At 35.7% G+C, this 14,703-nt stretch carries 13 protein-coding genes and 1 riboswitch; of the genes, 12 read left to right on the top strand and 1 reads right to left on the bottom strand.

Annotated elements, in window-relative coordinates; all coding sequences use genetic code 11:
- Window positions 1-20: 20 nt before the first annotated feature.
- On the bottom strand, window positions 21-971 hold the full coding sequence (gene rnhC / locus CRO00_RS06295; protein ID WP_097072828.1) for a ribonuclease HIII: 951 nt from the start codon (window positions 969-971) through the stop codon (window positions 21-23).
- Window positions 972-1,168: 197 nt separating this feature from the next.
- Here rnhC and zapA point away from each other — a divergent pair, with 197 nt between their 5' ends.
- From zapA to uvrC, 12 genes are all read left to right on the top strand, one after another.
- Complete coding sequence (zapA, locus tag CRO00_RS06290; protein ID WP_097072827.1) at window positions 1,169-1,435, top strand: cell division protein ZapA; 267 nt, start codon at window positions 1,169-1,171, stop codon at window positions 1,433-1,435.
- Between the two features lie 5 nt (window positions 1,436-1,440).
- Window positions 1,441-1,980, top strand: coding sequence for a CvpA family protein (locus CRO00_RS06285; RefSeq protein WP_097072826.1), 540 nt, complete (start codon window positions 1,441-1,443; stop codon window positions 1,978-1,980).
- A 74-nt stretch (window positions 1,981-2,054) separates the two neighbouring features.
- Window positions 2,055-3,764, top strand: a complete 1,710-nt coding sequence (gene polX / locus CRO00_RS06280; protein WP_097072825.1) for a DNA polymerase/3'-5' exonuclease PolX — start codon at window positions 2,055-2,057, stop codon at window positions 3,762-3,764.
- A gap of 36 nt (window positions 3,765-3,800) precedes the next feature.
- The gene (locus tag CRO00_RS06275; protein ID WP_097072824.1) at window positions 3,801-6,167 is read left to right on the top strand and encodes an endonuclease MutS2; all 2,367 of its coding nucleotides are present in this window, start codon (window positions 3,801-3,803) and stop codon (window positions 6,165-6,167) included.
- Between the two features lie 62 nt (window positions 6,168-6,229).
- Window positions 6,230-6,643, top strand: coding sequence for a DUF350 domain-containing protein (locus CRO00_RS06270; RefSeq protein WP_097072823.1), 414 nt, complete (start codon window positions 6,230-6,232; stop codon window positions 6,641-6,643).
- A gap of 358 nt (window positions 6,644-7,001) precedes the next feature.
- Window positions 7,002-8,693, top strand: a complete 1,692-nt coding sequence (locus tag CRO00_RS06265) for a long-chain-fatty-acid--CoA ligase (RefSeq protein WP_097072822.1) — start codon at window positions 7,002-7,004, stop codon at window positions 8,691-8,693.
- 96 nt (window positions 8,694-8,789) lie between these two features.
- Complete coding sequence (locus tag CRO00_RS06260) at window positions 8,790-9,371, top strand: TetR/AcrR family transcriptional regulator (protein ID WP_097072821.1); 582 nt, start codon at window positions 8,790-8,792, stop codon at window positions 9,369-9,371.
- Between the two features lie 13 nt (window positions 9,372-9,384).
- Entirely contained in the window at window positions 9,385-10,158 is a 774-nt protein-coding gene (locus tag CRO00_RS06255) for an enoyl-CoA hydratase (RefSeq protein ID WP_097072820.1), read from the top strand.
- A 24-nt stretch (window positions 10,159-10,182) separates the two neighbouring features.
- On the top strand, window positions 10,183-10,956 hold the full coding sequence (locus tag CRO00_RS06250) for an electron transfer flavoprotein subunit beta/FixA family protein (protein WP_097072819.1): 774 nt from the start codon (window positions 10,183-10,185) through the stop codon (window positions 10,954-10,956).
- A gap of 36 nt (window positions 10,957-10,992) precedes the next feature.
- Window positions 10,993-11,970 (top strand): electron transfer flavoprotein subunit alpha/FixB family protein, encoded by a 978-nt coding sequence (locus CRO00_RS06245; RefSeq protein WP_097072818.1) that lies wholly within the window; start codon window positions 10,993-10,995, stop codon window positions 11,968-11,970.
- Between the two features lie 168 nt (window positions 11,971-12,138).
- Window positions 12,139-12,453, top strand: a complete 315-nt coding sequence (gene trxA, locus CRO00_RS06240) for a thioredoxin (RefSeq protein ID WP_097072817.1) — start codon at window positions 12,139-12,141, stop codon at window positions 12,451-12,453.
- 159 nt (window positions 12,454-12,612) lie between these two features.
- Window positions 12,613-14,403 carry an excinuclease ABC subunit UvrC gene (gene uvrC / locus CRO00_RS06235; protein ID WP_097072816.1) on the top strand — a complete coding sequence of 597 codons (1,791 nt, stop codon included), beginning with the start codon at window positions 12,613-12,615 and terminating at the stop codon, window positions 14,401-14,403.
- A 32-nt stretch (window positions 14,404-14,435) separates the two neighbouring features.
- Window positions 14,436-14,617: riboswitch (Lysine riboswitch) on the top strand.
- Window positions 14,618-14,703 lie beyond the last annotated feature (86 nt).

The following is a 14,703-nucleotide window of genomic DNA, read 5'->3' as shown; positions in this document are numbered from 1 at the left end:
GCTATTCTCTTTTTTCGTTGTTATTTTCTTTTTTTCTCAAGTAACTTGCGTGCTTTTTCAGTATTTGCGAAATGCCATTTTGTCATAGAACGTAGCGTATCTTCTCCGTGTTTTAACCAGATGTTAGCCGCCATTTCATCTACTTTTCCACTTGCGCCTTTTTGTAAATCAATCCCAACAATTTTCCCTAGTTGATTCATTTCTCTTAAAAAGGCATAACGAGCTAAAATGGAGGCAGCTGCAACTGCTGTATGTAGTTGTTCAGCCTTTGTTGAAAATAAAACATTTTCACGAACAATTTCTTTTTCATTTTTTATATGGTTATAGTAAATATTTCGTTCAGCAAATTGGTCGATTAATATATAGTCTGGCTTGTCAGGAGCAATTTTCGTTAACACATTCTTTAACGCCTGATTATGCAGCATTGCTTTTATTTTGCCTTGGGAATAACCTTTAGCTTGTAGTTGATTATATTTATCGTTACGTAATGTTAAAATGCTGTGGGTACAAACCGCCATAATATCCGGGGCCATTCTTGTCATAAGGGCATCATTTAACATTTTTGAATCTTTTACACCTAATTCATAAATTAATTCAATTTTATCTTTTGGTACATAAACTGCAGCAACAGTTACCGGACCAAAGTAATCCCCAGTACCAGTTTCATCCGATCCGATTACAGACATCGCTGCAAAGTTTTCTGGAAGTTTGTCTCCTTTTGCATTAATTCCATTTGGAGTGGTGTTTTGCACAGGATCTTTTGCTTTTACCTCACCCCATCGACTTGCTTCTCTTTTTGCCCCAATTCCTTGGAACATCACTTTACCCGATTTGTACATTGTAATTGCAGTATCTGGAAGTTTGGCTGCAAAAATTACCCCCGGTGCATTTCGTTCTACAATAGAGGTTGCGTAGTAAGCTTTTATTTCGTTTTGAATTTCTGGTGAAAGTTGTAACACAATATTCGACATAAGTTCGTCCCTTTCTACGTTGGATGTTCACATCAAAATAAGTTTCATGGTATGATATGTATTATAAATTTTCCAAATATATTCTAATTTGATAGAAATAATGTAAGATAACGATATAAAAAGTTTGTAAGCTCTATAAACTTGCTTTTAAAATAAGGAAGTTATACTTGTTACATACGTTTTCGGGAGGTATTATTTTGGTTGATCAGGAACAAGTGAAAAATCGAATAACCGTGGAAATTTACGGTCATTCTTATAAAATGGTAGGAACTGAATCGACTGGCCATATGAGATTAGTTGCATCCATAGTGGACGATAAAATGAAAGAAATACATATACATAATCCTTCTTTAGATAGTTCCAAGTTAGCAGTACTTACAGCTGTTAATACAGTTCACGAACTATTAAAATTAAAAGAGCAGGTTGAACAGCTTGAAGAACAATTGAAAAAATTAAAGGGTTGAAATCAATGTTAGATATTATCTTAATTATTATATTTGTTGCTAGTTTACTTGTTGGATTGAAACGCGGCTTTATTGTGCAGGCAATTCACTTATCAAGTTTTTTTATCGCGCTTCTAGTTGCCTATATCTATTATAAACCATTAGCAGAAAAATTTGTTTTATGGGTTCCTTACCCGGGATTTACAGAAGATCCTTCCATGACGTTAATTTTAGATACGTTAGATGTTGATCAAACGTTTTACCGTATTATTGCTTTTGCAGTAATTTTCTTTGTTGTAAAACTTGCCCTTCAAATTTTAGCTTCTGTTTTTGATTTTTTAAAGTATTTTCCTATACTAAACTCAGTGAATCGAGTTTTAGGTGCGGCCCTTTGCTTTGTAGAGTTTTATTTTATTTTGTTTATTGCCATGTATGTGTTAGCATTAATTCCAATTACATCTGTTCAAAATTTAATGGGCAGCTCAATCATTGCAAATCTGATGTTAGAACATACACCGATTCTAACTAAAATGGTACAAAATTGGTGGTATATCTATAAACAGTAGAGGTTAGGAAATGTCCCAAAAAGACTTTTGGGGCATTTCCTTTTTCGCGAATGGAAATGGAACGGAGGATTGTTATGAATAAAAAAATTGTTATAAAAACATTAGAAAAAATTGCACTTCTATTAGAACTTCAAGGTGAAAACCCGTTTAAAATATCAGCTTTTCGAAAAGCAGCCAATGCTCTTGAACTCGATGAACGAAGCTTAGCTGAAATTGAAGATATTACAGCGATTAAAGGTATTGGAAAAGGTACGGCTGCAGTGATTCATGAGCTAATTGAAAAAGGAGAATCCTCACAGTTACGTGAACTTGAAGAGGCAGTGCCTAAGGGGTTAATTCCTCTATTGAAGTTGCCTGGACTAGGTGGGAAGAAACTTGCCAAACTTTATAGCGAACTTGGCATTGATAGTGCTGAAAAATTGAAAGAAGCTTGTGAAACCCACGCTATTCAAAAACTTGCGGGGTTTGGTCCGAAATCGGAAGAAAAAATCCTAAAAGAACTAGAGCATTTCGGCGAACGCAAAGAACGTCTACCGATTTGGTATTTGCAAACGGTTGTCGTTGATATCCATAATACATTGTTAGAAATTACAGAAATTCAAAAATTTTCAGTAGCCGGTAGTTTCCGTCGAGTAAGTGAAATGAGTAAAGATATTGACTTTATTGTAGCCACTGCACAGCCTGATAAAGTGAAAGAACAATTACTTGAGAAGTTAACGATTAAAGAAGTAATTGCAGCAGGGGATACAAAAGTGTCTGTCATTATAGACGGGGAAGACCAGGTAAGTGTAGATTTCCGATTAGTTGCGGAAAAAGAATTTGCAACAGCTCTTCATCATTTCACGGGTTCAAAGGATCACAACGTTCGAATGCGTCAATTAGCAAAAGAACAAGGAAAGAAAATTAGTGAATACGGTGTTGAACAACCTGATGGAACAATTTTAACTTTTGATTCAGAGGAACAGTTCTTTGCTCACTTTGATTTGCCATTCATCCCGCCAACAGTAAGGGAATCCGGTAAAGAACTCGAAAGATTAAATGAACTAGATGATCTTGTTACTTTAGAATCAATTATCTCTGATTTACACATGCATACAACATGGTCTGATGGTGCCCATACTGTTCGTGAAATGGGTGAAGCTTTAATAAGTCGTGGTTACACACATGGCGTGATTACGGACCATTCTCAATATTTAAAAGTGGCAAATGGATTAACTCCTGAAAGATTGAGAAAACAGCGTCTAGAAATTTTCGAGTTTAATGAAACACACCCAAACTTTACCCTTTATGCAGGTACAGAAATGGACATTTTACCAGATGCAACGCTAGATTATGATGATGATGTGATGAAAGAACTGGATTTTGTTATAGCATCAATCCATTCAAGTTTCTCTCAACCACAAGAAAAGATTATGGAAAGATTGTATAATGCAATTCAAAATCCGTATGTGCACATGATTGCTCATCCAACAGGGCGCATTATTGGGCAACGTGAAGGTTATAATCCTGATATACCGCAATTAATCAAGTGGGCAAGTGAGTACGGAAAAATTTTAGAACTCAATGCGAACCCTTTCCGTTTAGATTTATGTATCGAACATCTTGTGATGGCAATGGAGCTAAATGTGCCAATTGCGATAAATACAGATGCTCATGCCATTGAACAACTTTTATTTATGGGCATTGGTACGAAATATGCACAAAAAGCATGGCTGTTGAAAGATTTAGTTGTAAATACATGGTCAAAAGAACAATTTGAAACTTTTATACGAAAAAACAAGTAAAGAATGATGTAAAGAAGAATGAGGAGGTGTTCGGGAGTGATCGCAGAACGAGCATTGAAAACATTAGAATATGATAAAGTACGGGAACAAGTAGCGGGTTTCTGTACATCTTCATTAGGTAAAAGTGCAATAGAACAATTAATTCCCGAAACAGAATTTGCAAAAGTTGTGGAGCTTTTAGAAGAAATGGATGAAGGACTTTCCATTTTACGCGTTAAAGGCAATGTACCAATGGGTGGGATTTTTGATGTACGTCCACATGCAAAACGTGCCCAAATTGGTGGGATGTTGAGTCCTATTGAATTAATGGAGATTGCAAGTACCATTCGTGCAAGCCGTATCCTACGCAATTTTATTGAAGATATTCAAGAAGAAGGGGACATTCAAATCCCTCATTTTATTGAAAGAAAAGAACAGTTACCAGTACTAACCGCATTGCAGCATGAAATAAACGATTGTATCGATGACAATGGGACAGTTTTAGATTCGGCTAGTACAACATTACGGTCCATTCGCCAATCATTACGTTCAGAAGAATCAAAGGTACGTCAAAAGTTAGAAAGTTTAACGCGCGGTTCCAATGCATCAAAAATGCTTTCGGATGCCATCGTTACGATTCGTAATGATCGTTTTGTAATTCCAGTAAAACAGGAATACCGCGCTCATTACGGTGGGATTGTCCATGATCAATCTTCTTCCGGACAGACCCTTTTTATTGAACCAGAATCTGTTGTGCAAGCAAATAATGAAATTGGCCGATTAAAAATTAAAGAAAAAGTTGAAATTGAACGAATCTTAACGGCACTATCTATAAAGGTGCAAGAGGTAAGTCACGATTTATTTATACTTGTACAAATTTTAGGTGATATTGATGTCATTTTAGCTAAAGGCAAATATGGGCAAGCAAATAAATGTACAAAACCTAATATAAATGAAAAAGGATATATAAGACTTGTTCGAGCAAGACATCCACTTATTTCAATTGAGGAAGCAGTTCCAAATACAATTGAATTCGGTAGGGATATTACTGCAATTGTTATTACTGGTCCAAATACTGGGGGTAAAACGGTTACATTAAAAACAGTGGGACTTTGTACATTAATGGCGCAGGCTGGTTTACCTGTTCCTGCACTAGATGGTTCAGAATTAGCTGTATTTGACCAATTATTTGCAGATATTGGAGACGAGCAATCGATTGAACAATCATTATCAACATTCTCGTCACATATGGTAAACATTGTTGATATTTTAAGTAAATTTGATTCCAAATCTCTTGTATTATTTGATGAGCTTGGAGCTGGTACCGATCCACAAGAAGGTGCAGCTTTAGCAATTTCAATTTTAGATGAAGTAGTAGGTCGTGGCGCTAGAGTGATGGCAACTACCCATTATCCTGAATTAAAAGCATATGGATATAATCGTCCTGGAGTTGTGAATGCCAGCGTAGAATTTGATGTGGAGACGTTAAGTCCAACTTACCGTTTACTAATAGGTGTTCCTGGTCGATCCAATGCATTTGAAATTTCAAAGCGCTTGGGATTAAAAGAATCGATTATTAATCAAGCAAAATCGTTCACTGGTTCTGACCGACATGAAGTTGAAGCAATGATTGCCTCCCTTGAAGAAAGTAGACGTCGTTCTGAACGAGAGGCAGAAGAAGCGCACCTATTACTTGAAGAAGCGCGTGATTTACATGAAGAACTGGCTGAACGACTAAAAACGTTTGATGATAAGAAAGAGAGTCTAGAGAAAAAAGCAAAAGACAAAGCTCGTAAGTTAGTGGATCAAGCAAAAGAAGAGGCAGCAAAGATTATTGCAGAACTACGCGAAATGCGTGAAAATGCAAACAAAGCCGTGAAAGAACATGAATTAATTGATGCGAAAAAACGACTTGAAGAAGCTGCACCAATCGAAAACCCAGTATTGAAAAAACAAGCCCAAATTAGAGAACGTGAGCAAAATTTAAAAGTTGGCGATGAAGTAAAAGTCATTAGCTATGGTCAAAAAGGTACGTTACTTGAGAAAGTATCAGATAAAGAATGGGTCGTACAGATCGGTATTTTAAAAATGAAATTAGAAGAATCAGATTTACAATACGTTAAACCTGAAAAAGAAAAACAAACTGTTGCTATGACAAATGTGAAAAATCGTAATTCTTATGTAAAATTAGAATTAGATTTACGTGGGGAACGCTATGAAGACGCCATCCTGCGAACAGAAAAATATATAGATGATGCACTACTTGCGAACTATCCTCGCGTTTCCATCATTCACGGAAAAGGAACAGGTGCATTAAGACAAGGCATTCAAAGCTACCTAAAAGGACATAAACGTGTGAAGTCATTCCGCTATGGTGAAGCCGGTGAAGGTGGATTTGGCGTCACTGTAGTTGATTTGAAATAAAGAACAACTTTAGGTGGAGGAAACCAACCTCCATCTAAAACTTAAAATTAGGGGATGACAATATGCTAGGTACGAGTTTTTGGCACCACCCTTTAGTAGAAACTGCCGGGTACTTTAGTGTTGTAGTACTATGTTTAGTTGTTTCAATGGTTTTATTTGAAATCGTTACAAAATATAAAAACTGGGATGAAATCAAAAAAGGAAACATTGCCGTGGCTCTTGCTACTGGAGGTAAAATACTAGGAATTTGTAATATATTTAGATATTCCATTGAACGTCATTCGAGCTTACTTGAAATGGTGGGTTGGGGATTCTTTGGATTTGTTTTACTAATCTTTGCGTATCTTTTATTTGAGTTTTTAACACCACGCTTCAACGTAGATGAGGAAATAGCAAAAGATAATCGCTCAGTTGGCTTTATTTCGTTTACTATTTCGCTCGGATTATCATTTGTCATTGGAGCTAGCATTTTGTAGGAGGACAAATGGAGAAATTAGCAAAAATATTAATAGTTGTCTGTATTTTATTTTTAATTGTAGGTATTTATTATTTGTTTACTATATAAATTGGTTGAGACTAGTAGATTCAAACGAAGGATCTACTAGTTTTTTTGTTGTGCAGAAAGTTAAGTTATTATCTTATTATAATATTTTTCGAAAAACTGCCCATGGAATTATTATTTTCAACTCTACAATAATACTATTAAAATGAGAAGATTGTTGCACTTTCTAGCAAATTATTGAATGTTTTATAAAAATAGTTTGAAAGAATTTTCTTTTTCAATTATAATAATTGTAAGAAAATTAAAAAATTTGAATAAAGAGGAGGATTTTCATGACTGATAAAGTGTGGCTTTCACAATATCCAGAAGAAATTCCTCATAGTTTAACCTATGAGGATATCCCGGTTCAGAGCTTATTGACAAGGGGATATGAGAAATACCCGAATAAAATTTCTGTTCATTTTATGGGGAGAGATTTAACTTTTAAGGAAGTGTATGAATCCTCATTAAAATTTGCAAATTATTTGAGGCGACTTGGCGTAGAAAAAGGTGATCGTGTTGCCATCATGTTACCGAACTGTCCGCAAGCAGTGATCGCATATTACGGTGTTTTATACGCTGGTGGCATTGTTGTTCAAACTAACCCACTTTATACGGAGCGAGAATTACAATATCAGATGGAAGATTCCGGTGCAAAGGTGATTTTAGCTTTAGATATTCTATATCCGAGAATAACAAAAGTGTTAAAAAGAACAAAAATTGAAAACGTTATCATTACGGCTGTTAAAGATTATTTACCTTTCCCTAAAAATTTAATTTATCCATTCATTCAAAAAAGGCAATATGGTTTTAGTGTAAAAGTAGAACATAAAGGTATAACGCATTTATTTACTGAAATAATGCGTACTCAAGAGGCAACACCAATTAACGTGCCTTTTAACTCCGAAGAAGATATCGCCTTGCTTCAATATACAGGAGGAACGACAGGATCGCCTAAAGGGGTTATGTTAACTCATAGAAATTTAGTTGCCAATACAAAAATGTGTGATGCATGGATGTATAAATGTAAAGATGGAGAAGAAGTCTTTTTAGGAGTGTTACCATTCTTCCATGTATATGGTATGACGACTGTTCTAATTTTATCTGTCATGAAATATGGCAAGATGGTGCTTTTACCAAAGTTCGATATTGAACAAACGTTAAAAACAATTGATAAACACAAACCAACATTATTCCCTGGTGCGCCGACAATGTACATTGGATTATTGAATCATCCGGACATTGGAAAGTATGACTTATCATCCATTAAAGCGTGTTTAAGTGGGTCTGCTCCATTACCAGTTGAAGTACAAGAAAAATTTGAGGCCATTACTGGCGGAAAGTTAGTTGAAGGTTATGGATTAACGGAAACTTCACCAGTAACACATGTTAACTTTATTTGGGGTAATCGCGTGAAAGGGTCAATTGGTGTACCTTGGCCAGATACTGATGCAGTTATTCTTCGTTCGAGTGATGGAACAATTTTACCTCCAGGGGAAATTGGGGAAATTGCAATTAAAGGTCCCCAAGTGATGAAAGGGTATTGGAATCGACCAGAAGATACAGCAATGACTTTTGTTGATGGTTGGTTCTTAACTGGCGATTTAGGTTATATGGATGACGATGGCTATTTCTATGTAGTAGATCGTAAAAAAGACATGATTATTGCTGGTGGTTTTAATATTTATCCGCGTGAAGTGGAAGAAGTATTATATGAACATGATGCAATACAAGAATGTGTTGTAGCAGGTATTCCCGATCCATATCGTGGGGAGACTGTAAAAGCTTATATTGTCTTAAAAGAAGGAAAATCAGTAACGGAAGCAGAATTAAATAAATATTGCCGTCAAAATTTAGCTGCCTTTAAGGTACCAAGATATTATGAATTCCGAAAAGAGTTACCAAAGACAGCTGTCGGAAAAATTTTAAGACGAACATTAGTTGAAGAAGAAAAACAAAAAAACTTAGAATTACAAGCGAAATAGGTTATGGAAATATTGACAGAAAGTTGAATAAATTATAATATGAAAACATGAATGAATCGTCATTCATGTTTTCATATTTTTTTGGTGGTGAGCAACATGAAGCGTGATAAACCGAAGTACAAACAAATTATTGATGCCGCCGTTATTGCGATTGCAGAAAATGGCTACCATCAAGCACAAGTTTCAAAAATAGCAAAACAAGCGGGAATCGCAGACGGTACAATCTATTTATATTTCAAAAATAAGGAAGATATATTAATCTCGGTTTTTGAAGAAAAAATGGGTGTATTTATTGAGAATTTACAAGAAATTATTAAAAATGGTGAATCCTCAACTGAAAAACTCTCACGTATGATTGAGAATCATTTTACAGTATTAGCAAATGACCGCCACCTTGCAACAGTTACACAATTAGAATTAAGACAATCAAGCAAAGAATTACGTTTAAAGATTAACTCCGTATTAAAAGAGTATTTAAAATTACTAGATGAAATATTAATTGAAGGCATGGTAAATGGGGAGTTCAATCCAAACATGGATGTCAGAATTGCTCGACAAATGGTATTCGGAACAATTGATGAAACCATTACTACTTGGGTAATGAATGAATATCGCTACGATCTAATTACCACTGCTCCAAAAGTAACGCAGTTGTTATTAAATGGAATAAAAAACTAAAGGGTGTGGGAGAATGGAATTTCTACGTTGGAAGGTGGAAGATGCAGTTGCAATTGCTACAATACAACGACCACCTGCAAATGCACTATCAAGGGGATTAATACTAGAAGTAAATGAATTGTTAAAGACGATAGAACACGACAATTCAGTTCGTGTTATTGTTCTACATGGTGAAGGGCGCTTCTTTTCTGCAGGAGCAGACATTAAAGAATTTACAGAAGTTGCTTCAGGAGTAGAATTTTCTAAACTAGCGAGCAGTGGACAACAGGTTTTTGAGCGATTAGAAACCTTTTCAAAGCCAGTTATCGCAGCAATCCATGGTGCCGCATTAGGCGGTGGATTGGAACTTGCGATGGGTTGTCATATGCGCTTTGTTGCAGAAGATGCAAAACTTGGTCTGCCTGAATTGCAGCTCGGTATCATACCTGGTTTTGCTGGAACACAACGTTTACCACGCTATGTTGGAATTGCAAAAGCTGCAGAAATGCTTTTCACAAGTGAACCAATTACTGGTATTGAAGCCGTACAATGGGGGTTAGCAAATAAAGCTTACCCTGTAGACGAATTGCTTCCAAAAACGATAGAGATTGCTAAAAAAATTGCTCTAAAGAGTCCAATTGCATTAAAAACGGCAATTCAAATGTTGCAATATAGTAAATCTGAATCGTTCCATGAAGGTGTAAAGGCTGAGGCACAAAGTTTTGGTACTGTGTTTGAGTCTGAAGATGCCAAAGAAGGAATTCAAGCATTTATTGAAAAAAGACAACCATCCTTTAAAGGGAATTAATTTGATAATTGGAGGTCAGTGATTATGAACATTTTTGTATTAGTGAAACGTACATTCGACACAGAAGAAAAAATCGTCATTCAAAATGGCAAAATTCAAGAAGATGGTGCTGAATTCATTATTAACCCATACGATGAGTATGCGATTGAAGAAGCTATTCAAGTACGCGATGCAAAGGGTGGCAAAGTAGTTGTTGTCACAATTGGCGGAGAAGATGCAGAGAAACAATTAAGAACTGCATTGGCAATGGGTGCTGACGAAGCAGTGCTAATTAATACAGAAGATGATTTAGACGAACTAGACCAAGGTGCAGCAGCTTACATTCTAGCAGAATATTTAAAAGATAAAGATGCTGATTTGATTTTAGCAGGAAACGTAGCAATAGATGGTGGAACAGGTCAAGTTGGCCCACGAGTTGCAGATCTACTAGGCATCAACTATGTTACAACAATCACAAAATTAGAAATCGATGGAACGAACGTGAAGATTGTCCGTGATATCGAAGGCGATTCAGAAATTATTGAAACGTCTCTACCATTACTAGTAACAGCTCAACAAGGATTAAATGAGCCACGTTACCCATCCTTACCAGGGATTATGAAGGCAAAGAAAAAGCCTTTAGCAGAGCTTGAACTAGACGATCTTGATATCGATGAAGATGATGTGGAGTTAAAAATCGAAACAGTAGAGATTTTCCTACCACCACAAAAGTCTGCTGGGCGTATTTTAGAAGGAGAATTATCTGCGCAAGTAAAAGAGCTTGTTAACTTACTTCATTCCGAAGCAAAAGTAGTCTAATAGGATAACGATTAAGGGTAACGGAGGGATTTATATATGGCAAAGAAAGTTTTAGTGTTAGGCGAAGTACGTGATGGGGCTTTACGAAATGTTTCTTTTGAAGCAATTGCAGCAGCAAAGAAAATTGCAGATGGCGGCGAAGTTGTAGGCGCTCTAATTGGCGATCAAGTCGCTCAACTTGCTGGGAACTTAATAGAATATGGGGCAGACCGTGTTGTCGTAGTACAACATCCTCATTTAAAATCATATACGTCTGATGGTTATAGCCAAGCAGTACTTGCAATTAATGATCAAGTGAAACCAGACGCGATTGTTCTTGGTCATACTTCTTTAGGAAAAGATTTATCACCAAAAATTGCTTCAAGACTACAAAGCGGATTAATTTCCGATGTAACAGAAATTGAATGTACTGGTGATGATGCATTATTCATCCGCCCAATCTATTCTGGTAAAGCATTTGAAAAAGTAAAAATTAAAGATGGAGTCGTTTTTGTAACGATTCGCCCAAATAACATCGCACCGATTGAACAAGATTCAAACCGTGCTGGTGAAGTTGTAGAATTATCAGTCGACATTCAAAATTTACGTACAATCATTAAAGAAGTAGTACGTAAAGCATCAACAGGTGTGGACTTATCAGAAGCAAAAGTAATTGTTGCAGGTGGACGTGGTGTGAAATCTGAAGACGGTTTTGAACCATTAAAAGAACTTGCAAACTTACTTGGTGGAGCAGTTGGTGCTTCACGTGGAGCTTGTGATGCAGAATACTGTGACTACTCACTTCAAATTGGTCAAACTGGGAAAGTAGTAACGCCTGACCTTTATATTGCAGCGGGGATTTCTGGAGCAATCCAACATTTAGCTGGTATGTCCAACTCAAAAGTAATCGTTGCAATTAATAAAGACCCAGAAGCAAATATTTTCAAAGTGGCTGACTATGGAATTGTTGGAGACTTATTCGAAGTTATACCATTATTGATTGAAGAATTTAAAGCTTTAAAAATAAATTCATAATGTATAAGAATCTGCAATTTTTTTAAGAATTGCAGATTTTTTCTATGGTTGTTATAAGTAATAAAGAATCCTAAAATCGCCATAATACATACAGTAAGCAAAATATTATTTCTTCTTTGGAAAATCATGCTATACTACATTTGATGTTAGATTAAGGAGGCTATTTATATGGCAATTACACACGCAACAGATCAAGATTTCGCTCAACAAATCGAAAAAGGTTTAGTTTTAGTAGACTTCTGGGCTACATGGTGTGGACCTTGTAAAATGATTGCACCAGTTTTAGAAGAACTTGATAGTGAAATGGGAGATCAAGTAAAAATCGTCAAATTAGACGTTGATAATAACCAAGCAACAGCTGCAGAATATCAAGTAATGTCAATTCCAACTTTATTATTATTTAAAGATGGTCAACAAGTTGGAAAAACTGTTGGATTCCAACCAAAAGAAGCATTAGCTGAGTTCATTAACAACTATAAATAATTCGACTTTTCAAACTGAGTACATATTGTGCTCAGTTTTTTTATTATTTGCTTTTGCGCTGGATTTATTTGCTTATAAGCGAAAGATATTTGCTTTTTACGCCAATTTATTTGCTTTATCTTTTATAATAAAGATATCGAAAAGTTAAAGGTGATATGTATGAATGAAAACATTCAAAATAAATTAGCAATATTACCAGATGAGCCTGGTTGTTATTTAATGAAAGATCGTCAAGGAACGATTATTTATGTTGGGAAGGCCAAAATATTAAAAAACCGTGTTCGTTCTTACTTTACCGGTACTCATGATGGCAAGACCCAACGATTAGTTAGTGAAATTGAGGACTTTGAATATATCGTCACTTCAAGTAATTTAGAGGCGTTAATTTTAGAATTAAACTTAATCAAACTGCATGACCCCAAATACAATATCATGCTTAAGGATGATAAAACGTATCCTTATATCAAAATAACAAATGAAAAGTATCCGCGCATCTTAACAACTCGGAAAGTGAAAAAGGATAAGGCGAAATATTTTGGTCCGTATCCAAATGCGTTTGCTGCTAATGAAACGAGAAAATTGTTAGATCGAATCTATCCTCTTCGTAAATGTGCAAAACTCCCTGACCGAGTATGTTTGTATTACCATCTCGGACAATGTTTAGCTCCTTGTGTAAAGGAAATAGAGCCAAAAGTTTATGATGAGATGATTGAAGAAATTTCTAAATTTTTAAGTGGCGGCTATGAAGAAGTTAAAGAAAATTTAGAAAAGAAAATGTTAGAAGCTGCTGAAAGTCTGGAATTTGAACGGGCAAAAGAATATCGTGATCAAATCGCTCATATCGAAACAATTATGCAAAAACAAAAAATCGTTTCAAAGGATTTATCAAACCGGGATGTGTTTGGTTTTGCTGTAGAAAAAGGCTGGATGTGTGTTCAAGTCTTCTTTGTCCGACAAGGGAAACTAATCGAAAGAGATGTTTCGATTTTCCCGATACACCAAGATCCAGATGAAGAGTTTTTAACTTTTATTGGACGTTTTTACGATATACCTGAACATATCAAACCTAAAGAAATGTTTATTCCAAATAATATTGACGAAACCATTTTAGAAAAATTGTTGGACATTAAAGTGGTCATTCCTAAACGTGGGCAGAAAAAGGATTTAGTTGATTTAGCTATGAAAAATGCACAAATTGCTCTACATGAAAAATTCCAACTAATTGAACGTCAAGAAGAGCGTACTGTCGGAGCATGTGAGGAACTGGGTGAGGCCATGAATATTGCATCACCACTTCGAATTGAAGCCTTTGATAATAGCCACATGCATGGAGCCGATGCAGTATCAGCCATGGTTGTATTTATTGACGGGAAACCTGCTAAAAAGGAATATAGAAAATATAAACTTCGAGAAGCGGCAAAACATGATGATTATGGTGCCATGCAGGAAGTGATTCGACGTAGATACACAAGAGTTCTAAAAGAAAATTTACCTTTACCTGATTTAATTATCATTGACGGTGGTAAAGGACAAATGGAAGTGGCTCGGGAGGTAGTAGAAGATGAACTCGGACTCTACATACCAATTGCTGGATTAGCGAAAGATGAAAAACATAATACATCCCAGTTATTATTCGGCGATCCACCTGTTCCGATTGAAATGAAACGAACTAGTGACGGCTTTTATTTACTACAAAGAATTCAGGATGAAGTGCATCGTTTTGCCATTACGTTTTTGCGTCAACAACATCAAACGAATGCAATTCAATCGGTCCTTGATCAAATAGAGGGTATTGGTCCAAAAAGAAAGCAACAATTATTAAAGCATTTTGGTTCAATTAAAAAAATAAAAGAATCCACGGTTGAAGAATTAATGGAAGCACAAATTCCGAGTAATACAGCGCAAGCAATCTACCAGTATTTCCATAAAGATACATTGCCAAAGGAATAATTGTATGATATTGTAAGCACATGAAAATTTAATAGAATGGTAGAGGTGCAAGGTTCAATAGTAACTTGTTGAAGGAAGAACAATTCCAATGAAGACTTGCGAAAGGGTAACTTGCCGAAGCGGTGAACAAATTGTTCGGTTTACTTGCTGGTTTTGCATTGAATAAATGTAAGATTGTCAGAATCAAACGTGATTCTGGAGGGCTATCTCAGTTCATATACTTTCTTGCATGATGTATGGTGGGGCAGCTTTTCACGATTCGTGAGAGGTTGCCCTTTTTTATAGATAACCTGGTAAAAA

It is taken from the genome of Ureibacillus xyleni (genome assembly GCF_900217795.1).
Classification (GTDB): Bacteria; Bacillota; Bacilli; order Bacillales_A; family Planococcaceae; genus Ureibacillus; species Ureibacillus xyleni.
Note: the sequence above shows the minus strand (reverse complement) of the source record. Positions and strands in the feature narration are given on the sequence as shown.